The sequence below is a fragment of the Acidovorax sp. Root70 genome, from assembly GCF_001428225.1.
Taxonomy (GTDB): Bacteria; Pseudomonadota; Gammaproteobacteria; order Burkholderiales; family Burkholderiaceae_C; genus Acidovorax.
On the sequence record NZ_LMHQ01000028.1, the window covers coordinates 49,213 to 69,983 of the forward strand.

The 20,771-nt window shown below is 66.8% G+C and carries 20 protein-coding genes; 10 read left to right on the plus strand and 10 right to left on the minus strand.

The window, feature by feature from the left end; translation table 11 throughout:
* Position 1: 1 nt before the first annotated feature.
* Both ASD94_RS14860 and ASD94_RS14865 read left to right on the plus strand, forming a co-directional pair.
* Positions 2 to 727 carry an NAD-dependent deacylase gene (locus tag ASD94_RS14860; protein WP_056644260.1) on the plus strand — a complete coding sequence of 242 codons (726 nt, stop codon included), beginning with the start codon at positions 2 to 4 and terminating at the stop codon, positions 725 to 727.
* Positions 728 to 920: 193 nt separating this feature from the next.
* Complete coding sequence (locus ASD94_RS14865) at positions 921 to 2,087, plus strand: ABC transporter substrate-binding protein (RefSeq protein ID WP_056644261.1); 1,167 nt, start codon at positions 921 to 923, stop codon at positions 2,085 to 2,087.
* A 132-nt stretch (positions 2,088 to 2,219) separates the two neighbouring features.
* On the opposite strand, the gene ASD94_RS14870 is transcribed toward ASD94_RS14865, so the two are convergent.
* Together ASD94_RS14870 and ASD94_RS14875 are read right to left on the minus strand one after the other, a co-directional pair.
* Positions 2,220 to 2,834, minus strand: coding sequence for a chromate transporter (locus tag ASD94_RS14870; RefSeq protein ID WP_056644263.1), 615 nt, complete (start codon positions 2,832 to 2,834; stop codon positions 2,220 to 2,222).
* A complete protein-coding gene (locus ASD94_RS14875) occupies positions 2,831 to 3,427 on the minus strand; it encodes a chromate transporter (RefSeq protein WP_056645030.1) in 597 nt (198 codons plus the stop codon). Before ASD94_RS14875 ends, ASD94_RS14870 begins: the two co-directional genes overlap by 4 nt.
* A gap of 256 nt (positions 3,428 to 3,683) precedes the next feature.
* Between ASD94_RS14875 and ASD94_RS14880 the strand changes: the two genes are divergently transcribed.
* Positions 3,684 to 4,529, plus strand: coding sequence for a fumarylacetoacetate hydrolase family protein (locus tag ASD94_RS14880; protein WP_056644265.1), 846 nt, complete (start codon positions 3,684 to 3,686; stop codon positions 4,527 to 4,529).
* A gap of 104 nt (positions 4,530 to 4,633) precedes the next feature.
* Here the strand turns inward: ASD94_RS14880 and ASD94_RS14885 are convergent, their stop codons facing one another.
* The gene (locus tag ASD94_RS14885; protein ID WP_056644268.1) at positions 4,634 to 4,918 is read right to left on the minus strand and encodes a DUF6150 family protein; all 285 of its coding nucleotides are present in this window, start codon (positions 4,916 to 4,918) and stop codon (positions 4,634 to 4,636) included.
* A 289-nt stretch (positions 4,919 to 5,207) separates the two neighbouring features.
* Between ASD94_RS14885 and ASD94_RS14890 the strand changes: the two genes are divergently transcribed.
* Positions 5,208 to 5,915, plus strand: coding sequence for a VIT family protein (locus tag ASD94_RS14890; protein ID WP_056644270.1), 708 nt, complete (start codon positions 5,208 to 5,210; stop codon positions 5,913 to 5,915).
* A gap of 127 nt (positions 5,916 to 6,042) precedes the next feature.
* Here the strand turns inward: ASD94_RS14890 and ASD94_RS14895 are convergent, their stop codons facing one another.
* The 3 genes from ASD94_RS14895 to ASD94_RS14905 form a co-directional block, all read right to left on the minus strand.
* Positions 6,043 to 7,419: a type II toxin-antitoxin system HipA family toxin gene (locus ASD94_RS14895; protein WP_056644272.1), complete on the minus strand. Its 1,377-nt coding sequence runs from the start codon at positions 7,417 to 7,419 to the stop codon at positions 6,043 to 6,045.
* Between the two features lie 39 nt (positions 7,420 to 7,458).
* Entirely contained in the window at positions 7,459 to 7,761 is a 303-nt protein-coding gene (locus tag ASD94_RS14900) for a helix-turn-helix transcriptional regulator (RefSeq protein WP_056644274.1), read from the minus strand.
* A gap of 69 nt (positions 7,762 to 7,830) precedes the next feature.
* Entirely contained in the window at positions 7,831 to 8,790 is a 960-nt protein-coding gene (locus tag ASD94_RS14905; RefSeq protein ID WP_056644276.1) for a LysR substrate-binding domain-containing protein, read from the minus strand.
* Between the two features lie 93 nt (positions 8,791 to 8,883).
* Between ASD94_RS14905 and ASD94_RS14910 the strand changes: the two genes are divergently transcribed.
* From ASD94_RS14910 to ASD94_RS14925, 4 genes are read left to right on the plus strand one after another with little or no spacing between them, the layout of a single operon-like run.
* Positions 8,884 to 10,248: a D-serine ammonia-lyase gene (locus ASD94_RS14910; protein WP_056644278.1), complete on the plus strand. Its 1,365-nt coding sequence runs from the start codon at positions 8,884 to 8,886 to the stop codon at positions 10,246 to 10,248.
* A 51-nt stretch (positions 10,249 to 10,299) separates the two neighbouring features.
* Complete coding sequence (locus ASD94_RS14915) at positions 10,300 to 11,286, plus strand: tripartite tricarboxylate transporter substrate binding protein (protein ID WP_056644280.1); 987 nt, start codon at positions 10,300 to 10,302, stop codon at positions 11,284 to 11,286.
* Positions 11,287 to 11,320: 34 nt separating this feature from the next.
* The gene (locus tag ASD94_RS14920) at positions 11,321 to 12,883 is read left to right on the plus strand and encodes an amidase (RefSeq protein ID WP_056644282.1); all 1,563 of its coding nucleotides are present in this window, start codon (positions 11,321 to 11,323) and stop codon (positions 12,881 to 12,883) included.
* Between the two features lie 16 nt (positions 12,884 to 12,899).
* A complete protein-coding gene (locus ASD94_RS14925) occupies positions 12,900 to 14,045 on the plus strand; it encodes an FAD-binding oxidoreductase (RefSeq protein ID WP_056644284.1) in 1,146 nt (381 codons plus the stop codon).
* Positions 14,046 to 14,078: 33 nt separating this feature from the next.
* Here the strand turns inward: ASD94_RS14925 and ASD94_RS14930 are convergent, their stop codons facing one another.
* The 3 genes from ASD94_RS14930 to ASD94_RS14940 form a co-directional block, all read right to left on the minus strand.
* A complete protein-coding gene (locus ASD94_RS14930; RefSeq protein WP_056644287.1) occupies positions 14,079 to 14,294 on the minus strand; it encodes a YjfB family protein in 216 nt (71 codons plus the stop codon).
* A gap of 92 nt (positions 14,295 to 14,386) precedes the next feature.
* Positions 14,387 to 15,802 (minus strand): dihydrolipoyl dehydrogenase, encoded by a 1,416-nt coding sequence (locus tag ASD94_RS14935; RefSeq protein WP_056644288.1) that lies wholly within the window; start codon positions 15,800 to 15,802, stop codon positions 14,387 to 14,389.
* Positions 15,803 to 15,953: 151 nt separating this feature from the next.
* The gene (locus tag ASD94_RS14940) at positions 15,954 to 16,547 is read right to left on the minus strand and encodes a YigZ family protein (protein WP_056644291.1); all 594 of its coding nucleotides are present in this window, start codon (positions 16,545 to 16,547) and stop codon (positions 15,954 to 15,956) included.
* A 255-nt stretch (positions 16,548 to 16,802) separates the two neighbouring features.
* On the opposite strand from ASD94_RS14940, the gene ASD94_RS14945 reads away from it, so the two are divergent.
* Positions 16,803 to 16,985 (plus strand): hypothetical protein, encoded by a 183-nt coding sequence (locus ASD94_RS14945; protein WP_235510677.1) that lies wholly within the window; start codon positions 16,803 to 16,805, stop codon positions 16,983 to 16,985.
* A 97-nt stretch (positions 16,986 to 17,082) separates the two neighbouring features.
* Here ASD94_RS14945 and ASD94_RS14950 read toward each other — a convergent pair whose 3' ends face one another.
* Entirely contained in the window at positions 17,083 to 18,054 is a 972-nt protein-coding gene (locus tag ASD94_RS14950; RefSeq protein WP_056644295.1) for a bifunctional helix-turn-helix transcriptional regulator/GNAT family N-acetyltransferase, read from the minus strand.
* A 189-nt stretch (positions 18,055 to 18,243) separates the two neighbouring features.
* Between ASD94_RS14950 and ASD94_RS14955 the strand changes: the two genes are divergently transcribed.
* Positions 18,244 to 20,649 carry a YgiQ family radical SAM protein gene (locus ASD94_RS14955; RefSeq protein WP_056644297.1) on the plus strand — a complete coding sequence of 802 codons (2,406 nt, stop codon included), beginning with the start codon at positions 18,244 to 18,246 and terminating at the stop codon, positions 20,647 to 20,649.
* Positions 20,650 to 20,771: the final 122 nt, after the last annotated feature.

Consider the following 20,771-nt stretch of genomic DNA (forward strand, 5'->3'; position numbering starts at 1 on the left):
CATGCTGGACACCGTGAAAGCCTGGGTCCGGCAAAGCCAGCGCATCGCCGTGTTGACGGGCGCCGGGGTCAGCGCCGAGTCGGGCGTGCCCACCTTCCGCGATGCGCAGACGGGGTACTGGGCACAGTTCCGCCCCGAAGACATGGCGACCGAATCAGGCTTTCGCGCCCACCCGCAGCGCGTGTGGGACTGGTACCAGTACCGGCGCGACCTGCTGGCCAGCGTGTCGCCCAACGCCGGGCATCTGGCGCTGGCGGACTTTCAGCGCCGCCACCCCGACCGTATCACCCTCATCACCCAGAACGTGGATGGCCTGCACCAGCGCGCGGGCAGCACTGGCGTGCTCTGCCTGCACGGCGACATCTTCCAGGACCGCTGGCTCGACACCCCGCGCAACTGCTGCGTCATCGACCATGCAGTGGCCGGCCACCCGCCGCACTGCGACCGCTGCGGCAACCTGGTGCGCCCGGGCGTGGTGTGGTTTGGGGAGTCCTTGCCGCTGGCGACATTGGAAGCCGCCGAGCAGGCGGCCACCCAGTGCGACCTGATGCTGGTGGTGGGCACGGCCGGTGCGGTGTACCCCGCCGCGGGCCTGGCCCACCAAGCACGGGCCGCCGGTGCCAGGGTGGTGGTGCTCAACCCCGCGCCCAGTGCGCTGGACGAGGTAGCGCAGGGGGTGCTGTGCGGCACGGCGGCGACGGTGCTGCCGCAATTGCTGGGCGAATGAGGCCGGGCAGGGCATAAGTGCGCTCGGGGGCGCACGAGTAATCACCAAGGGTGTCGCCTGGAAGACCCACGAGGCTCGGTAGAAACCCTGGTTTGTGGTGCTCAAGGTGCCTGTTGTCGCCCAGCGGACAGGCGCGAAGGCGCGGTGGCCGGTAGCCTGCCCCACCTTTGTTTTATCCGCCTTCCACACCATCATGAGCCGTCGCCACTTTCTTTTGCGTGCCACCCAGGCCGTTGCCGCCACTGGTCTTCCCGCATGGGCCCACACCGCGATGGCGGCCGAAGAGGCCCTGACCGCTCGCTCCGTCACCCTCGGCTGCTCCATTGCCCTGACGGGCCCGCTGGGGCAGGCAGGTATCGAGCAGGTGGCGGGCATGAAGGCCGCGTTTGCCGAGGTGAATGCCGCCGGTGGCGTGTTGGGCCGCGAGATCCGCATGGAGGTCAAGGACGACGGCTACGTGGCTGCGCGCACCCTCAAGAACGTGACCGAGATGGTGGAGGCGCAGTCGGTGTTCGCACTGATCTCGCCGCTGGGCACAGCCAACACCGCGTCCATCCTGCCGCTGATTGAGTCCAAGGGCATCCCTACCGTGGGCCCGGTGACGGGCGCCACATCGCTGCGTGCAGCGGCCAACAAGCACGTGTTCTTCCTGCGTCCCAGCTACCGCGAAGAAACCCAGCGCCTGGTCAAGCAGATCGTGGACATGGGCCTCAAGCGCATTGCGGTGGTGTACCTGGACAACCCGTTTGGCAAAGAGGTGCTCAAGGACATGTCCGCCGCGCTGGACGAGATCAAGGTCGAGCGCGGTGGCGAGTTTGCGCTGGCCGTAGACGGCAAGAACGGCGCCGAGCTGGCCGACAAGGTGGCGGCCGAGCGCCCGGGCGCCGTGCTGCTGGCCACCACGGGTACGGCCAATACCGCGTTTGTGCAGGCCTTCCGTGCCAAGGCGCAGGGTGTGCCGCTGGCCGGCTTGTCCGTCACGGTGATCTCGTCGGAGCTGCCCAAGCTGGCGGCCTCCACGCGCGGCTTGGCGCTGGTTCAGGTGTTCCCCGATGCCAATTCGCAAAAATCGGTGGCGGTGCGCAAGTTCCAGGCCACGATGAAGGCCACGGGCGGGGACCCGGCGTTCCTGAACAGCAACAGCGCGCTGGAGGGCTGGCTCAACGCACAGATCATGATCGAAGGCCTGAAGAACGCGGGCAAGGAGCCCACACGCGAGCGCCTGCGCGCCGGGCTGATGGCCATCCGGTCGCTGTCGTTTGGCGACTTTAACGTGGGCTTTGGCAACAAGGCACCTTACATCGGCTCGGATGCCATCTACCTGGCGATCTACGCAGAAAACGGCCGCCGGATCAGTTGATGCGCTGACAGGACGCCGAGTGAGCAGCAAAACCGGCAGACCCTAACCAAAAAGGCCAGCGCATGCGCTGGCCTTTTTTGATATTCGCACCGCAGGGTGCGATGCCGTGCCCAGGGGCTTTGAACAGGGTACTTAGACCAGCCCCAGCGCCCCCAGCAATGCGCCGGCGCCCAGCATCCACAGCAGGTGCAGCTTGGTGCGCCAGACCAGAACCGTGGCCACGGCGGTCAGCAACCACAGGGGCCAGTCGGTAGTCCATTCGCCATGCGCGCGCGCCAGCACCCAGGACGTAGCCACCAGCAGGCCGATCACGACCGGGGCCATGCCTTGCTTGAACGCGCGCACCCCGCGCCGCTCTCGGTTGCGGTGGCCCCAGCGCGTGGCCGTCCAGGTCAGCAGGCTGCTGGGCAGCATCACGCCCAGCATGCACACCGCCATGCCCAGTGCGCCCAGCAGCCAGCCGGTCACGCCCGGGCCGCCGGCGTTGATACCTACGTTCCAGCCCAGCAGGGCAATGAACAGCACGTTCGGGCCCGGCGCCGCCTGGGCGATGGCGATGGAGGCGTTGAACTGCGGGTCGGTCAGCCACGCCTGGCGCTCGACCAGGAACCGGTGCATGTCGGGCGCGGTGGCAATGGCGCCGCCCACGGCGAGCAGCGACAGCGACAGGTAGTACAGAAAGAGGTTGAGCCAGTCGCCGGGGCTCAGGGCCATCAGCGGTGCGGTGAGGGGGGCGGCGGTGCTCATGGCGCGAGCTTTCTCCAGGTCAGCAGACAGGCCGCCCCGCCGATGACCGGCAGGATCCAGAACAGTGGCCAGCGCAACCAGGCCATGGCCATGATGGTCAGCCCGGTGATGGCCAGGCACAGGGGACGGCCCAGCGGATGGTTGCGGATGGAGGCAAACAGCTTGATGCCCACACCGGCAATCAGGCCAGCCGCCACGGCCCCCATCCCACGCAGCGCCCCGGCCACGGCCGGTTGGGCAGAGAACTGTGCATACACCACCGCCAGTGCCAGCACCAGCATCAGCGGAAAGGTCAGCATGCCCGCCAGCGCCGCAAATGCGCCGCGCAGGCCAAAGTAGCGGTCACCGATCATGATGCTGAGGTTGACCACGTTGGGGCCCGGCATGATCTGCGCCACGGCCCAGTCCTCGACGAACTCCTCGTTCGTCATCCAGCGCTTTTTCTCCACCAGCTCGCGCTGCACCACCGCCAGCACCCCTCCAAAGCCCTGCAGCGCCAGCCAGGTGAAAGACCAGAACAGATCGGCCGGATTGCGGGGCTGCGGGCGCGCAGGCGTTTCGGTGTTGGGGGGTGAGGCTGTGGCGGGTGCCATGGATGAAAAATTGAGTGAAAAGTGGCTGATGCGCCGGTGATTCATGCCTTCACAGCTATCATTGTGATAGCTATCCAGTGATGCGGTGGCCCCCGCGATGTTACGCGCGCGCCAGGCGGTACGCTGGCGCCGGGGCGTCGCCATCGGGCAAGCCTGGGGCGGTCAATGGTGCATGCGCGTACGGTGGTCTGCCGCTATGCTGCCGGGTGGTATGCCTGAGAGCGTGCATCACTTCACAAAGAGACAAGGACACCCCATGAAACTCATTCGCTACGGCCAGCCTGGCGCAGAACGCCCCGGCCTGGTGGACGCCCAGGGCACGCTGCGTGACCTGTCCATGCTGCTGCCAGACATTGGCCCCGCACAGCTCAACCCCCGCACCCTGTCCGCGCTGGCCGCCATCGATGCCAGCCGCCTGCCTGCGGTGTATGGCTCGCCCCGTCTGGGCAGCCCGGTGGGGGGCGTGGGCAAGATCGTGTGCGTGGGCCTCAACTATGCCGACCACGCCAAAGAAGCGGGCATGCAGCCACCCGCCGAGCCGGTCTTGTTCATGAAGGCTGTGACCGCGCTGAGCGGCCCCAACGACGATGTGCGCATTCCCCCCGGGGCCACCAAAACCGACTGGGAGGTGGAGCTGGGCATCGTCATCGGCACCCGCGCCCGCCATGTGGCCGAGGTCGATGCATTGAGCCATGTCGCCGGTTATGTACTGGCCAACGATGTGTCCGAGCGCGCCTGGCAGATCGAGCGCGGCGGCCAGTGGGACAAGGGCAAGAGCTACGACACCTTCGCGCCCATCGGCCCCTGGCTGGTCACAGCCGACGAGGTGGCCGACCCCCACGCCATCGACCTGTGGCTAGAGGTGAACGGTCAGCGCGTGCAAAACGGCAGCACGCGCAATTTCATCTTTGGTGTGCCCACCGTGGTGTCTTACATCAGCCAGTTCCTGACCCTGGAGCCGGGTGATCTCATCCTGACCGGTACCCCTGCAGGCGTGGGCCTGGGGCAGAAGCCCACCCCGTGGTTCCTGAAGACCGGTGACGTGGTGCGGCTGGGCGCCACGGGGCTGGGCGAGCAGGTACAAAAATGCGTGGGTGGCTGAGAGGCGGGTGAGAGGCAGAGCCGCCCCGGCGGTGCGCGCAGCGGTGATGCTGCACGGATGTGCAACGGCGGCACGACCGGCCTGACCCGCTGCTACTCAGCGGGTCAATCCAGCCGGCCCTTGAGCGCATGCCCCATGTTGCGCCAGCCGGCCTGTTCTCGGTACTTGACTTTGAAGGTCTTGAGGTCCGCCTGGCTTTCATACTTCACCCTGAAGATGCTGAAGGTGGCCTGGGATTCGTATTCCACAAAACACCAGACCGCGTCGCCTTCGGCCTGCTCTGGGTGGGGCATCTCATACCAGCACAGGTCGGCCTGGTTCTCATAAGGCACTTCAAACACCTTTGCGCCGGCTTTGTGGGCCTGCGTTGTCACCAGAATTTTTGCCATGCGCAATCTCCTGTGAGGGGGACAACCGACGGTCGGCACCTTATTGGGCCGAACTCCACCATGCTGCGCAGCGGTAGATACCCACCCCACTGCGCGACATGCAGGGCAAGACGCAAACGCAAAACGCAAAACGCAGCGATGGCCGTGGATGCCGCGAGGGCCCGCAACGCTGCAGGGAGGTTATTCTCGGCTACCAGGACGCCAGCTGCCGCTCCCGTGCCGGGCGGTGGTCCTCCCGCCCGCTTGCCCGCTACGCTGCCAGTCGGCTCCATTGCATAAGGACCTGCCTATGAACTCCGCCACGCGCCGCCTGCACCTTGAGGGCCACCGTACCGACCGCATTGGCTGGCTGCGTGCCGCCGTGCTGGGCGCCAACGATGGCATCGTTTCCACCGCCAGCCTGGTGGTGGGCGTGGCGGCTGCGCAGTCGAGCCAGTCCACCATCGTGATGACGGCGGTGGCCGGGCTCGTGGCGGGTGCCATGTCAATGGCTGCGGGCGAGTATGTGTCGGTGCACTCGCAGGCCGACACCGAAAAGGCCGACCTCGATCGCGAGCGCGCCGAGTTGGCTGCCGACCCCGCCGCCGAGTTGCGTGAGCTGACAGCCATCTACGTGGGCCGGGGCCTTACCCCCGAACTCGCCCAGCAGGTGTCGCAGCAGCTCATGGCGCACGACGCCCTGGGCGCCCATGCGCGGGACGAGCTGCATGTGTCCTCCGCCCTGGCAGCGCGCCCGGTGCAGGCCGCCATCACGTCGGCCGCCGCCTTCGCTGTCGGGGCTGCGTTGCCGCTGGCTGTGGCGGCTGTGGCGCCTGCAGGCAGCCTGCTATATTGGGTAGCGGGCACTGCGTTGGTCTTTTTGGCGCTGCTGGGAGCGGTGGCGGCCCGCACAGGGGGCGCGGGCATGGCGGTGGGCGCCTGGCGCGTGACCTTCTGGGGCGCACTGGCCATGGCCATCACGGCGGGCGTGGGAGCGTGGTTCGGTGCGCCTGTGTGAGGATCACCAACTGGCCCCACAAACCGGTGGCCGTGCGGTCACCCCTTGCGCGAAAATTTGAATCAAATCGACCTGTAGCGCCGGTAATAACTACTCGGTCAGCTATCAAAATAAGAGTATTTCGATATCAGCCCATGGCACGGTGACCGGGGAGCTGGCCCAGCACCGTCATACCGGCCAGCCGTTGCCGCACGGTGGCTTGCACGGCCGGTGGCGCGTCGTGCAGCAGCGCCGGCCAGTCGGCATGGGCCTGTTTCACCACATCGCGCAGCAGCGCCAGGTGCCGGGGCACCCGCAGCAGCCCGGCGGATTTCATCAGGCCTTCCATGTCGTCCCAGGTTAGTGCCCGCAGGGTTTTGTCGATGGCGCGGTTCACCGCGTATTGCTGGTCGGGCACGCCTTCAAAAAACGCGGCCACGCACACGGGGTCGTACACCGGGGCCAGCTGCGGCACACGGCCGTCGGGGTAGACCAGGGCCCAGTTCTTCAGGTGCGCGTCGGTGTTGCCCATCAGGATGAACGCCACCATGCGCGCCAGAAACTCGCGCGTGTCCTGCACCGGTTGGCGGCTCAGGCGGTTGAGCACGCGCAGCATGGTGGCCCAGTCCTGCAGCACGCCTTTGCCGTGCGACTTGCCGTATTTCTGGCGCGGCGTGTAGCCCAGCACCTGGTTGAACTCCTCCATGTGCACGCGGGCGCCGCCAGGCAGGTGGTCAAAACGTTGCACGGCCAGGATGTCGTTGAATGGGACGGCGTCGGGCAGGTCGGCCTCGGCGCGGGTGATGACGCGCACGTCGGCGCAATGCAGGCCCAGTGCCTTGCACAGCTGGTAGCCCGTGTACTCGTTGGCGACCAGATCGGGGTGTGCGGTGGTGGGCAGCTTCAGGATCACGCTGCCCGCCGCGCCCTGGCGGTGCACGGTGTAGCGGCGGCCGTCCTGCACCGCGCTGAACTTGGCCACCACGCCGGGCAGCGAGGCGGCGTCTTCCACCGGGAACTCCACAAACCCCGGCTCCAGCACATCCAGCCCCTGGGTGGTGTGCCAGTAGCGCACCACGTCCGGGATGCCGTCTTGCGCAGGCACGGGCTCCACCTCCAGCGCGCCCATCAGGTCGTGGCCTGCGGCGGCCAGCAGCTCGAACTCGTCGTCGGGGCTGCAGCCCCGCTCGCGCGCCAGCCGCTCGCGGTTGTGGCCCTCGGGCAGCAGGTTCTGAAAGTACACCGGCCAGCGCCCATCGGTGCGCACCAGCCGCGCATCGCGCGCCGACGCCAGGATCTGCTGCGTGGCGGCCTCGTCCGCGCCCTGGTAGCTGAGCGACAGGGTGGGGCGCTGCGGGTTGCGGATGTAGCTCTCGTCGAAGGACACACGCAGGATGTCGCCGTACTGCGAGAGGTAGCCAATCGCTTCACGACGGCTTGCTGTCGTACCTGACTCGCTCGCGCTGCCGTCCGCCTGCGGGGGGCGGTGCAGGTACAGGCGCAGGTAGCGGATGGAGGTGCTCATGGGGCGTGGGCCTGCCAGTGCGGTGGGGCGTCGCCAGGGTCAGCGGCGCAGGCTGTCCACGACCGAGGGTGGCGCATCCACCCCCTCGGGCTGGCCCAGAAACTTGCCGCCGGACTGAATGAACGCCTCCAGGCCAGGACGCAGGCTGCTGGGCACGGCAATGATGTCCATACCCAGCACCCGCGCCATTTCGGCCAGGGTGGAATAGCGGGGGTCCAGATCGCCGCCCTCGGTGCGCTGCACGGTCATGCGGGAGAGGCCTGCGCGCTCGGCCAGCTGGGCCTGGGTCATCTGGTGGGCTTTGCGGGCGGCGGCGAGGGTGGGGATGAGATCGGTTGACATGATGCTATTTATACTCTTTTTATGTTTAAAGAGTAAATAAATATACAAATTATCGCCACCTGACTCGGCTTAGGGCGAAGCCAATGGAGGCAATACCTCGCTGCGCTCTACGCAAAACCGCTGCGCTTCCTGCACCAGCCACTCCCGCACCAGCTCCATCGCCGGGCTAGGGTGGGTGGTGGTCACAAACGAATACGCCGCGCGCGATGGCACGCTGCACCCTAGCAGCGGCACCAGGCGCCCGGCCTTTACGTCCTGCAGCACCAGCGCGGCGCGGCCCATGGCAATGCCCTGGCCGGCCAGCGCGGCGCCCAGAGCCAGTTGCGACAGGTTGAACTGCTGGCCGCCCGCCCAGGGCGGGGGCGGGGTGCCCCTTTGCGCAAACCAGTGTTGCCATTCCTCATAGGTGTCGGCGCCGTCCCACGCGCTGCCGTCGTGCAGCAGCCAGTCGCCGTGCAGGTCCTCGGGCGTGGTGATGGGCGCGTGCCGGGCCAGGAACTCGGGGCTGGCCACGGGGATGAGCCATTCGTCCAGAAACACGGTGGCGTTCAAGTCGCGGTAGCCGCCCAGGTCAAAGCGCACGGCGGCCTCCACGCCGTCGCGCACCATGCGGGTGCGGTCCAGCGTGTGGAACTCGCCAAACACGCGCAGCCCGGTGTGCGGGTGCTGGCGAAAGAAGTCGCCCAGCCGGGGCGTGAGCCAGCTCATGGCGAATGAGGGCGAGCAGCTCAGCGTGGCTGTGGCCGCCTCGGCCGGTTGGCGCATCTGGGCCAGGGTGCTTTCGATGGCGTCAAAACTCTCGCGCAGCACCACGGCCAGCCATTTGCCCTCGGGCGTGGGCACCAGGGCGCGCGGGGTACGCAAAAACAGGGGGCGGCGCAACCAGTCTTCGAGCTGCTTGACCTGCTGGCTCACCGCCCCCTGGGTGATACACAGCTCGGCCGCCGCCTTGGTAAAGCTGCCGTGGCGGGCCGTTGCATCAAAACTGCGCAGCCAGGCGAGCAGGGAGGGAGAGAGGCGAATGTCCATTATTAATACTAATGCTTTGCTCAATATAAATGGCTTGTGACAGGCGCGTGACGGGCGAAGAATGTGGGCAAGACATACCGAGATGAATGCGCCATGACACTTGCCGAACCTTCAACCGCTGTGGATGCCCTGCTGGCCACCCGCCTGCGCAACGCCCAGCCTGCCCTGTGGAGCAACCCGGCCCGGCAGGCAAGGCCCGCCGCGGCGCTGCCCGCAATAGGGAGAACCATTAGTCTGGATGATACGAAAGCGGCGGCCGAACGCTTGGCACGTTTTGCCGGACTCCTGGCGGATGTGTTCCCCGAGCTGGCCGCAACAGGTGGCGTGGTGGAGTCGCCCCTGCTGCCCGCCGACGCGCTGCAACCCACGCTGGGCATGGCCGAACACCAGGGTCGCTTGTTCATCAAGGCCGACCACAGCCTGCCCGTTGCAGGCTCCATCAAGGCCCGGGGCGGCATGCACGAGGTGCTGGAGTTCGCCGAGGGGCTGGCGCTGCAGCATGGGCTGGTCGAGCCCGGTGGCGACTACCGTGCGCTGGCTAGCCCGCAGGCGCGCGAGGTGCTGGGCCGCTACCAGGTGGCGGTGGGCTCCACGGGCAACCTGGGCATGAGCATTGGCGTGGTGGCATCGGCCCTGGGCTTTCAGGCCACGGTGCACATGTCGGCAGATGCCAAGGAATGGAAAAAAGACCGCCTGCGAAAGCGTGGCGTGTTGGTGGTGGAGCACGCGGGCGATTACGAGCGTGCCGTGGCCGCAGGCCGCGCCGAGGCGGCCAGCAACGCGATGTGCCACTTTGTGGACGACGAGCAATCCTTCTCGCTGCTGCTGGGCTACAGCGCGGCGGCGCTGCATCTGCAAAAGCAACTGGAGGAGCAGGGCGTGGCGGTGGATGCCGAGCACCCGCTCATCGTTTACCTGCCTTGCGGCGTGGGCGGCGCGCCCGCAGGCATCACCTTTGGCCTGCGGCAGGTGCTGGGGCCGCATGTGCACTGCTTTTTTGCGGAGCCGGTGCAGTCGCCGTGCTTCATGGTGCAAATGATGGCCGATGCAACGCAAGGTGTGGGGCAGCACCCCTCGGTCTACGACTGGGGCCTGACCAACCGCACCGAGGCCGACGGCCTGGCCGTGCCGCGTGCATCGCTGCTGGCGGCCGAGCTGATGCGGCCACTGCTGTCGGGCGTGTTCACCGTGGCCGACGACACCCTGTTTGCGCAGCTGGTGCGGGTGCTGGACGCCTTGGGCGAGCGCATCGAGCCCTCGGCCGCCGCAGGCTTCAGCGGCCCGGCCATGTTGACCGGCACCACGGCCGGGCAGGCCTGGCTGCGCAGCACAGGCATCGATGCCGTGTTGCACCAGGCCACGCACCTGGTGTGGACCACGGGTGGCCTGCTGGTGCCCGATGTGCAGTACCAGGGCTTTGTGCAGCGCGGGCGGGCCGTGCTGGCTGCGCAGGCCTGATTGCTGAGCACCTTCTTCTCTCTTTTTTTCACTTTTGTCTGGAGCCACGCCATGAACCGCAAGCAACTGCTTTTGTCTGTCGCCGTCTGTGCTGCCTTGGGGGCCGCTGCGTGGGCCCCGGCCATGGCGCAGGAGGCCGCCTTCCCCACCAAGCCCATCACGCTGGTGATTCCGTTTCCGCCCGGTGGTGCCACCGATGTGCTGGGCCGCCTGATTGGCAAAAAGCTGGGCGACAAACTGGGCCAGAGCGTGGTGATCGACAACCGCGCGGGGGCAGGCACGGTGATTGGCGCGACGTCGGTGGCGCGGGCAGCGCCCGATGGCTACACGCTGCTGATGAGTTCGGGCACCACCTTCACCGTCAACCCCGCCGTGCGCGCCAAGCTGCCGTATGACCCGGTCAAAAGCTTTGAGCCCATCGGCATCACGGGCCGCACGGGGTTGATCCTGCTGGCTAACAAGGATGTGCCTGCCAACGACCTGAAGCAGTTTGTGGCCCTGGTGAAGGCGGCTCCCGACAAGTATTCGTATGGCTCTTTCGGCACGGGCACCACGTCGCAGTTTGCGGGCGAGATGTTCTTCCACGCGGCGGGTCTGAAGATTCAGCATGTGCCCTACAAGGGCAGTGCGCCCGCCATGACCGACCTGCTCGGCGGGCAGATCCCGTTCACTGTCGATACCGTGTCGGCCGCGCTGCCGCAGCTCAAGGACGGCAAGATCAAGGCCATTGCGGTGACATCCGGAAAACGCTCGGCTCTGCTGCCCAAGGTGCCCACGCTGGCCGAGAGCGGCTACCCGGGCCTGGAGATGGACACCTGGCTGGCCATGGTGGCGCCGCGTGGCCTGCCACCGGCCGTGAAGTCGCGGCTGGAACTGGCGCTGGCCCAGGTGGTGTCAGACCCCGAGACGCGTGACAAGATGATCGCCGTGGGGTTCGAGCCGTCCTATGCTTCGTCCAAGGTGTTGGCCGAGCTGATTGACAAGGAGTTGCCGCTGATGCGCGCCATTGCACAGCGTGCCGCCATTACTGCAGACTGAGCCCGTGTGACCAGAACAAGGAGACAAGCCCGAGATGACCACCACAAACCCCCAAGCCCTGGTTGAGCTGACGGCCAACGAACTGCGCCACCGCATTGGCACGCGCGAGATTTCGCCGGTGGAGCTGCTTGACGCCTGCATTGCCCGCATCGAGGCCGTCAACCCGCATGTGAATGCCGTCACTTCCACTTGCTACGACCGCGCCCGCACCGAGGCCAAGGCGGCCGAGCAGGCGGTGCTGCGTGGCGAGCCGCTAGGCCTGCTGCATGGCCTGCCCATGGGCGTGAAGGACCTGGAGGCCACGGCGGGCTTGCTGACCACCTATGGATCGCAGATCTACCGCGAGCACATCCCAGTCGAGGACAACGTGCTGGTGGCGCGCTTGCGCGCCGCGGGTGCCATCGTCACGGGCAAGACCAATATCCCCGAGATGGGCGCCGGCGCCAATTCGCGCAACACGGTGTGGGGCGCCACGGGCAATCCGTTCAACCCGAACCTGAACGCCGGGGGCTCGTCGGGCGGCTCGGCCGCTGCGCTGGCGTGCGACATGCTGCCGGTGTGCACGGGCTCGGACACGGGCGGGTCGCTGCGCATTCCGGCGTCCATTTGTGGTGTGGTGGGTTTTCGGCCATCGCCCGGTGTGGTGCCCAGTTCGCGCAAGCTGCTGGGCTGGACGCCGATTTCGGTGGTGGGCCCCATGGGCCGCACGGTGGAAGAAGCCTGCCTGCAGCTGGCTGCATCGGCGGGCATGTCGCCCGGCGACCCGCTGAGCTACCCGCTGGACCCAATGAGTTTCTTGCTGCCTGAAGCAGTGGATTTGAGCCGTTTGCGCGTGGCCTACACCGAGGACTTTGGCGCCTGCGCTGTGGACAACGGTATCCGCGCCGTGTTCCGCAACAAGGTGCAGTCCATGAAGCACTTGTTTGCGCGTTGCGACGCCATCGACATCGACCTGGGCGATGTGCACCGCTGCTTTGACGTGCTGCGTGCCGAGGCCTTTGTGGCCAGCACGCGCGAGGCCTATGAGCGCGACCCTGCCAGCCTGGGCCCCAACACCCGCGCCAACTACGAAATGGGCGCCGCCATGACGCTGCTGGACAGCGCCTGGGCGCAGGCCGAGCAGACGCGCATCCTGGCGCGGTTCCAGAAGCTGTACGAGGACTACGACATCATCCTCGCGCCCACCACACCCGTGTCGCCGTTCGCCTGGACCGAGCTGTTCGCCAGCCATATCAACGGCGCGCCGCAGGCCAACTACTACCGATGGCTGGCGCTGACCTATGTGACCACACTCACCACCCACCCGGCGCTGAGCCTGCCGTGCGGGTTGGACGACGCCGGCATGCCGTTTGGCCTGCAGATCGTGGGCCGCTTCCGCGCCGACCGCCACACGCTGGGCGTGGGGCATGCGCTGGAGCAGGCGTTCAAGGGCATTGCAGGGCTGGCACGGCCCCGGCCCGACATCGCCAAGCTGACGCAGACGCGCGCCGTACCTGCGCTGACCTCCATCGTGACCGTGGCACCAGACCCCCGCGACGCCCGCACTCTGCCGCGTGACGACCGTGCGGCATCGGCCGCGCAGGTGTCAGCCGTTTGAAAAGGAGTCACCGATCATGCAAACCGTAGACACCATCGTGATTGGCGCGGGCATTGCCGGGGCCTCCGTGGCCTGGCAACTGATGCAGCCCGGCGCCGCAGGGCAGGGCGCCAGCGTGCTGCTGCTGGAGCGCGAATCGCAGCCGGGCTACCACACCACCGGCCGCTCGGCCGCGCTCTACATGGCGACCTATGGCACGCCCAACATCCAGGCGCTGACCCGGGCCAGCCGCGCGTTTTACGATGCGCCGCCGCCTGAGTTTGGCGCAGACCCCATCCTCTCGCCCCGGGGCGTGGTCTACGTGGCCGGGCCGGACCAGCTGGACTTGCTGAAGCAAACCTACGAGGAAGCGCATACGACCTCGCCCAATGTGCAATGGGTGGGGCGGGCCGAGCTGCTGGCGATGCTGCCTTGCCTGAAGCCCGAGGCCGTCGCCGCAGGCATGAGCGAGCCTGAGGCGGCCGACATTGATGTGAACACCCTGCACCAGGGCTACCTGCGTGGCCTGCGCCAGCGCGGCGGCCAGGTGCTGACCCACGCCGAGGTCACGGCCGTGCGCCGCGAAGGCGATGTGTGGCAGGTGACGCTGGCCGATGGGCGGGTGTTTGCTGCCCCCACCATCGTCAACGCTGCAGGCGCCTGGGCCGATGTGGTGGCGGGTCTGGCAGGCGTGGCGCCCATCGGGCTGGAGCCGCGTCGGCGTACGGCGTTTACCTTCTCCGTGCCCGAGGGCATGGACGCCACCCACTGGCCTGCCGTGGTGGGCGTCGACGAGAGCTTTTACTTCAAGCCCGATGCGGGCCAGTTGCTGGGTTCACCCGCCAATGCCGACCCGACCCATCCACACGATGTGGTGCCTGAAGAGCTGGACGTGGCCACCGGGATCTATCACATCGAGGAAATGACCCATTTCCAGATCCGCCGCCCGTCGCACACCTGGGCCGGTCTGCGCTCGTTCGTGCCGGATGGCGACATGGTGATCGGTTGGGACAACCATGTGCCCGGCTTCTTCTGGCTGGCAGGGCAGGGCGGGTATGGGATTCAGAGCGCGGCAGGTGCTTCGTTGCTGGCGCGGCAGCTGTTGCGGGGCGAGCCGCTGGCCGAAGAACTGATGCGCGAGGGCGTGGTGGTGGAAGGGCTGTCGCCGGCGCGTTTGCGCTGAACTGCCGGCGGGGCGGCAGTCGGCCCCGGGCCTTCAGGCGAAGGTGTTGACGTTGGTGCCCAGCGTGCCGCTGGTGGCCAGCGCAGGCTGGGGCATGGACTGCTGCATGGCGTCGATGAGGGTACTGGCCGACACGGCCTGCATGTCGAGCGCCTTTTTCAGCACCACCATGTTCAAGGCGTCCGACGTCTTGGCGCTGGCCAGGCTGGTAGCGGTGTTGACGATGCTGTTGGTCAGGGCGACGTCCATGGTGACTCCTTGGGGCAATGGAAGATTATCGGCACGGCTGCGCGAGGCTTGAGCGCTGTTACATGTGCAGCTATTTCTGGCTGGGACGTTTGCTAGTCCAGCGCAGGAACCCCATGGGCGGGGCAGTCGGCCAGGTCGGAGACACGGGTATGGGGCAGCTGGCGGGCCGCGTCACGCAAGGCGGTGCGCAGGCCTTCCTCCAAGGTTGGGTGATAGAACGGCATGCCGAGCAGGTCATGCACCGGCAGTTGCTGCTGCACCGCCAAGGCCAGCAGGTGGGCCAGGTGCTCGCCATCGGGGGCATACAGTTCGGCGCCCAGCAGGCGGCCACTGCCATGGTCTGCATACACACACAGGCGCCCGTGGTTGCGCTGGGCGGTGCGGGCGCGGCCTTGCGTTGCGTAGCTGGCGGTGCCCGTGATGGTGTGGTGTGGGTCCATGTCGGCCACGCGCGGCCCCACGATGGCGATGTTGGGGTCGGTAAAAACGATGGACAACAAGGTGCGGCGCCGGAAGCGCGTGGGGGCGATGGCCAGGGCGTTCATGCCCGCGATATGGCCTTCGTCGGCGGCCTCGTGCAGCAGCGGGGTGTGGGTATTGGCGTCGCCGGCCAGAAACACTGGCAAATTGTCTATTTGCTGGGTTTGCGGGTCTACCGTGGGCAATCCACGCCGGTCCAGAGGCACGCCCAGCGTCTCCAGGCCCAGGTCCTCGACATTGGGCACCCGGCCCATCGCGGCAATGACCTGATCCACGACCACACGGTTGTTGCCGCTGGAGACTTCGATGCCGCCAGGCACTTCGCGCAGTTGCGCTTCGGCTCCCATGTGCAGCACCATGTTCTGCTTCAGCAGCGCCGCCAGTTCGGTGTTGAGCTCCGGTTCGCTCAGGCCCGCCAGCGTGTGCCCTGTGGTGAAGGCGGCCACCTGCAAACCCAGCCGGGCAAGGGCTTGCGAAATCTCCGCACCAATCGGGCCCATGCCGATCACAGCAATGCGCGGGCCCAGGCTGGGCTGCTCGAACAGCGTGTCGGTGGTGAGCATGCGGTCGCCAAACGCCAGCCATTCGTCTGGCACGCGTGGGCGTGACCCGGTGGCGATGATGATGCTGCGAGTCGCGTAGGCCGTGCCGTCGATGTCCACCGAATTCGGCCCCAGCAGTGTTGCGCGCCCTGACATTTGGGCCTTGCCCAGCCCGCTGGTGGCTTGGAGGGCGCCCGCCACAAAGTCGTCGCGCAGGGCGCGCACGCGCTGCAGAACGGCGGGCAGGTCGGCGGCCAATGCGCTGGCGCCCCGCAGGCCAAATTCTTCGAAGGTGTGCCGGCGGTGAAAGGCATTGGCCGCCTCGATCAACGCCTTGGACGGCATGCAGCCCACGCGGGCGCAGGTGGTGCCCCAGGGGCCTTCGTTGACGATGAGGTAGCGGTCGGTGCGCTTGCGCACTTCACGCAGGGCGGCTAGGCCCGCTGTGCCTGCTCCGATGATGATGGTGTCGAGCGGTTGGCTCATGAGGCGCCCTCAGAGTCTGAAAACCCGCAGTGTGAAGTGCAAACCGCCGCTCCGTTGTAGGCGCACAAGCCGTTTTTTGAGGCTGGGTTGGGTGCAGGCTTGCCTTGGGGCCGGGCCCTGAATGCCTTCAGGGCCAAGGTACGGAGGGCAGTCAGGCCTCGGGTTCCGTCCAGCCCACGCGGCCTTGCCCGTGGTCGTTGATGCGCTGTACAAAAGGATCGGCCTGCGTCTGGGGTAGGCGCAGTTGCAGGGTGACCAGGGTGCCATGTTGCACGGCCACCAGTTCGGCGCCTGCTGCCTCGATCTCACGGCGTAGCAACCCCTCCAGTGCATAGGGCACTAGGCATTGCAGCGTGGTCATGCGCTGCAGTGTGACCTTGGGGGCGGTGAGCAGTGCCTGGGCAATGGTGTCGGTGTAGGCGCGCACCAGGCCACCCGCGCCGAGCTTGACCCCGCCAAAGTAGCGCACCACCGTGGCCAGCACGCCTTCCAGGTCTTGGTGGCGCAGCACGTCCAGCATAGGGCGGCCGGCGGTACCGCCAGGCTCGCCGTCGTCCACGGCGGCCGACTGGCCCCCGGCCAGCAGGGCCCAGCAGATGTGGGCGGCGCCGGGGTGCTGCTTCCACAGCGCGTCCACCGCGGCCTGCGCACTGGCGCGGTCGGCCATGGGTTGTACGCAGCCGATGAAACGGCTTTTCTTGATAAGGAGTTCACTGTGCGCGGGCGCAGTCAGGGTCTGGGGCATGGGGCGGAGAGTGTAAGGCGGCGCCCGTTCGAGTCGGCCCACGGCCGACCGTGAAGAAAGTCACAGGCCTTGCCGCGGACGAGGGCTGAACACCACGAACGCCGCTCGGAACGTGCGTTCTGTCACACACGCAATGGGCATGCGTTCCTACACTGCGGGCTTGTTGCTGTGGCCTACGCTGTTGCTATGCATTTGAAAGCACCCTGGCCTGCAGAAAAAGGAACCGCCATGTTTGCCCACCCATTTTCCGCCCCCTTGTCTTCCACCCTCGGCGGCCACCTGTTTGGCCGGTTCACGGCTTCTTCGGCCCCCGTGTCCTCCGGCGGTGGCGTAGGGGCGTCGGTGGCGGATGCTGCAGCGGCCAGTCTCGCGGCGGACGAAGGAGATGACGGCGCACCAGACCTTGCGCAGCGTGTGCGCGAAGTGGGTGAGTGGTAAAAGGGCAACCAGCCACCGATTGCAGGCTCGGCGCTGGGGCGACCTCGGTCTGCGGGGGGGCCGCCTCCCGCCTCAGGGCGAGCAGGTACGGCTCACGTCAAAGCTTCAGCTCCCAGGTCTCGCCCACCAACTGTTGGCCAAATCCTTCGTAGGGCTCGGTCTTGACCAGTTCAAAACCTCGCTGCGCATAGATGCCCCGCGCAGCCGTGAGGCAACTGTTGGTCCACAGCACCATTTTTTTGTAACCTTTTGCACGCGCAAAGGCCATGCACTCGTCGGTCAGCCGTGCGCCCAGGCCCAAGCCCCGGGCCTTGGGGCTGAGGATCAGCATGCGCAATTGGGCGGTGGTGGCGGACTTGCGCACCACGAACACCGAGCCCACGCGCTCGCCATCGAGTTCCGCGATCCAGGCTTTCTCCCAGGCGGGTTGGAACTTGCGCAGGAACTGCGCGGCGATGTCCGCCACCAGGGCCTCAAAGCGGCTGTCCCAGCCGTATTCGCGCCAGTAGATCTCGCCATGCTGCTGTACCACCCAGCCGATATCGCCGGGCAGCGGGTCGCGCAACACGGCAACGCGGGTGCCCTCTGCTGGGTTCAGGGTAGGGGACAGCAGGGTTTCAATCCGCTCCATGGCATCCACCACCTCCTGCCGCCGTGCGGGGGGCAGGGGGGCCAGCAGGGCGGCGGCTTCGTCGCGCGAGCGCTGTTGCAGCGGCTCGAACGCTGCGCGCCCGGCGGCGGTAAGGGTGACCAGGCTCTGCCGCGCGTCCTGCGGGCTGGCGCGGCGCTCGATCCAGCCCGCCTGCTCAAAGCGCCGCAATATCCGGCTGATGTACCCGCCGTCCAGCCCCAGCTCGCGCGCGAGTTCGCTGGCCACGGGGGCTTCGCGATGGGCCAGCTCGTAGAGCACGCGCACATCGGTCAGCGACAGCTTGCTGCCCAGGTACGGGTCCAGCACACCAATGCGGCGGGTGATGAAGCGGTTGAACCGCCGCACCGCCTTGACGGCACTGGCGGGCACAGGGGCCGCAGGTGCGGGCGGCTGAGAAGAGTCACGGGATACCGTCATAAGTGCCTTTGTCATGCAATTGATTGACTTTGGCAAGTATATGCTTGCTGGGAGTCAAGACCTCCTTGGTGCAGGGGCAAGGCAGGCACAGCGACAAAAACGGCCTGCCGCCGTAAAATCGCCGGTTACCCACCACAGCCGCGCCCCACGATGCCCCGTTAAACCACGGGGTGGCCGCCCTCCCACTGCATGAACGCCCCCGTTGACGTCTCCTTTTTTGCGCGCGCCGCAAAGCCCTTGACCAGTTACCGTCCGTACTGGGCCAAGCGCTTTGGTACGGCTGCGTTCCTGCCCATGAGCCGTGCGGAGATGGAGAAACTGGGCTGGGACAGCTGCGACATCATCCTGGTCACGGGCGATGCCTACATCGACCATCCGAGCTTCGGCATGGCCGTGATCGGCCGCACGCTGGAGGCCCAGGGCTTTCGTGTCGGCATCATCGCGCAGCCTGACTGGCAGAGCGCCGAACCCTTCAAGGTGCTGGGCAAGCCCAACCTGTTCTGGGGCGTGACGGCGGGCAACATGGATTCGATGATCAACCGGTACACCGCCGACCGGAAGATCCGCAGCGACGACGCCTACACCCCCGGCGACATTGGCGGCAAGCGCCCTGACCGCGCAGCCATCGTCTACAGCCAGCGCTGCCGCGAGGCCTATAAGGACGTGCCCATCGTCCTGGGCGGCATCGAAGGCAGCCTGCGCCGCATCGCTCACTACGACTACTGGAGCGACAAGGTGCGCCGCAGCATCGTGGTGGACAGCAAGTGCGACCTGCTGCTGTACGGCAATGCCGAGCGGGCGCTGGTGGAGGTGGCCCACCGCATTGCAGCGCGTGAGCCGGTAGAAAAAATCACCGACGTGCGCGGCACGGCCTTTGTGCGGCGGCCCGACGACGAAAGCGGCAAGGGCTGGTTCGAGATCGATTCGACCACCGTGGACGAGCCCGGCCCGGTGGAAGCGCATATCAACCCCTACATGACGACCAGCGAGCAGGCTGCAGCCCAAGGCAGCAGCTGCAGCAAGGAGGAGGGGGGTGCTACTGATTCTGTAGCGGTTGGTGCACAGTCCACCGGCGCTACCGATCAAAATAGCCCCAATCCAACCATCCAGGCGATCCAGTTCGTCGCCAACCCTGCGCTCAAGACCAGGCTCAAGGTGCCCCCGCGCGAGAAGACGGTGATCCGCTTGCCCAGCTATGAGCAGGTGAAAAGCGACCCCGTGCTCTACGCCCACGCCAACCGTGTGATGCACCTGGAAACCAACCCCGGCAACGCGCGCGCCATGGTGCAGGCGCACGGCGAGGGCGTGACGGCGCGCGACGTGTGGCTCAACCCGCCCCCCATCCCGCTCACCACGGCCGAGATGGACCACGTGTTTGACCTGCCTTACGCACGCGGCCCGCACCCCAGCTACGCCGATGAGAACGGCAGCCACGACCATGGCACCAAGATCCCTGCGTGGGAGATGATCCGCTTCTCGATCAACATCATGCGGGGCTGCTTTGGCGGCTGCACGTTCTGCTCCATCACCGAGCACGAAGGCCGCATCATCCAGAGCCGCAGTGAAGACTCGATCATTCAGGAGATCGAGGACATCCGCGACAAGGTCAAGGGCTTCACCGGCACCATCAGCGACCTGGGGGGGCCCACGGCCAACATGTACCGCCTGGGCTGCCGCAGCCCAGAGATCGAAGCGGCCTGCCGCAAGCCCAGCTGCGTGTTCCCCGGCATTTGCCAGAACCTCACCACCGACCACGGCCCGCTGATCAAGATCTACCGCCGTGGCCGCGCGCTCAAGGGCATCAAGAAAATCCTGATCGGCTCGGGCCTGCGCTACGACCTGGCCGTGAAATCGCCCGAGTACGTGAAGGAGCTGGTGCAGCACCACGTGGGCGGCTACCTCAAGATCGCGCCCGAGCACACCGAGCAGGGGCCGCTGTCCAAGATGATGAAGCCCGGCATCGGTAACTACGACCGCTTCAAGCAGATGTTCGAGAAGTTCAGCGAAGAGGCGGGCAAGAAGCAGTTCCTGATCCCGTACTTCATCGCCGCGCACCCGGGCACCAGCGACGAGGACATGATGAACCTCGCCATCTGGCTCAAGAAGAATGGCTTCCGTGCCGACCAAGTGCAGACCTTCTACCCCAGCCCCATGGCCTCGGCGACGGCAATGTACCACTCTGGCCGCAACCCGCTCACGAAGGTGCGCCGCCAGATGCGCGACGAAGCCGAGGAGTCGGTGGACATCGTGCGTGGCGAAAAGCGCCGTCGCCTGCACAAGGCCTTCCTGCGCTACCACGACCCCAACAACTGGCCCCTGCTGCGCGATGCGCTCAAGGCCATGGGCCGAGCGGATTTGATCGGCAACGGCAAGCACCACCTGATCCCGACCTTCCAGCCCCTGACGGACGGCGGCTACCAGAGCGCGCGGCGCAAGAACTCCACGCCTACGGGGGTGAAGAGCGCCACCGCAGCAGCGCCCGCCAAGTCCACCAAGCCGGGTCAACCGCAAAAGGGCCGCATCCTGACCCAGCACACCGGCTTGCCGCCGCGCGTCACGGGCAGCGCCAAGCCGTCAGCACGCAAGCCGCGCTGATAGCGGGCCGCAGCCCTGTGCCCTCTTGGTGGGGGCCCGAGGCTGAGGGTGGCGACGCGTGGCAAGCCCCTCCTGAGGTGCGTCTAGGCCTGCCGCCAATCACGGCAGGCGCGCGGCTTCAC

Bases quoted from the DNA above. Each gene is read 5' to 3' on its own strand.
- ASD94_RS14870 (WP_056644263.1), bottom strand. From the start codon at position 2,834: ATGAGCACCGCCGCCCCCCTCACCGCACCGCTGATGGCCCTGAGCCCC.
- ASD94_RS14900 (WP_056644274.1), bottom strand. From the start codon at position 7,761: ATGTCAACCGATCTCATCCCCACCCTCGCCGCCGCCCGCAAAGCCCAC.
- ASD94_RS14880 (WP_056644265.1), top strand. From the start codon at position 3,684: ATGAAACTCATTCGCTACGGCCAGCCTGGCGCAGAACGCCCCGGCCTG.
- ASD94_RS14930 (WP_056644287.1), bottom strand. From the start codon at position 14,294: ATGGACGTCGCCCTGACCAACAGCATCGTCAACACCGCTACCAGCCTG.
- ASD94_RS14890 (WP_056644270.1), top strand. From the start codon at position 5,208: ATGAACTCCGCCACGCGCCGCCTGCACCTTGAGGGCCACCGTACCGAC.
- ASD94_RS14865 (WP_056644261.1), top strand. From the start codon at position 921: ATGAGCCGTCGCCACTTTCTTTTGCGTGCCACCCAGGCCGTTGCCGCC.
- ASD94_RS14935 (WP_056644288.1), bottom strand. From the start codon at position 15,802: ATGAGCCAACCGCTCGACACCATCATCATCGGAGCAGGCACAGCGGGC.
- ASD94_RS14925 (WP_056644284.1), top strand. From the start codon at position 12,900: ATGCAAACCGTAGACACCATCGTGATTGGCGCGGGCATTGCCGGGGCC.
- ASD94_RS14940 (WP_056644291.1), bottom strand. From the start codon at position 16,547: ATGCCCCAGACCCTGACTGCGCCCGCGCACAGTGAACTCCTTATCAAG.
- ASD94_RS14915 (WP_056644280.1), top strand. From the start codon at position 10,300: ATGAACCGCAAGCAACTGCTTTTGTCTGTCGCCGTCTGTGCTGCCTTG.
- ASD94_RS14885 (WP_056644268.1), bottom strand. From the start codon at position 4,918: ATGGCAAAAATTCTGGTGACAACGCAGGCCCACAAAGCCGGCGCAAAG.
- ASD94_RS14905 (WP_056644276.1), bottom strand. From the start codon at position 8,790: ATGGACATTCGCCTCTCTCCCTCCCTGCTCGCCTGGCTGCGCAGTTTT.
- ASD94_RS14875 (WP_056645030.1), bottom strand. From the start codon at position 3,427: ATGGCACCCGCCACAGCCTCACCCCCCAACACCGAAACGCCTGCGCGC.
- ASD94_RS14910 (WP_056644278.1), top strand. From the start codon at position 8,884: ATGACACTTGCCGAACCTTCAACCGCTGTGGATGCCCTGCTGGCCACC.
- ASD94_RS14920 (WP_056644282.1), top strand. From the start codon at position 11,321: ATGACCACCACAAACCCCCAAGCCCTGGTTGAGCTGACGGCCAACGAA.
- ASD94_RS14950 (WP_056644295.1), bottom strand. From the start codon at position 18,054: ATGACGGTATCCCGTGACTCTTCTCAGCCGCCCGCACCTGCGGCCCCT.
- ASD94_RS14895 (WP_056644272.1), bottom strand. From the start codon at position 7,419: ATGAGCACCTCCATCCGCTACCTGCGCCTGTACCTGCACCGCCCCCCG.
- ASD94_RS14955 (WP_056644297.1), top strand. From the start codon at position 18,244: ATGAACGCCCCCGTTGACGTCTCCTTTTTTGCGCGCGCCGCAAAGCCC.
- ASD94_RS14860 (WP_056644260.1), top strand. From the start codon at position 2: ATGCTGGACACCGTGAAAGCCTGGGTCCGGCAAAGCCAGCGCATCGCC.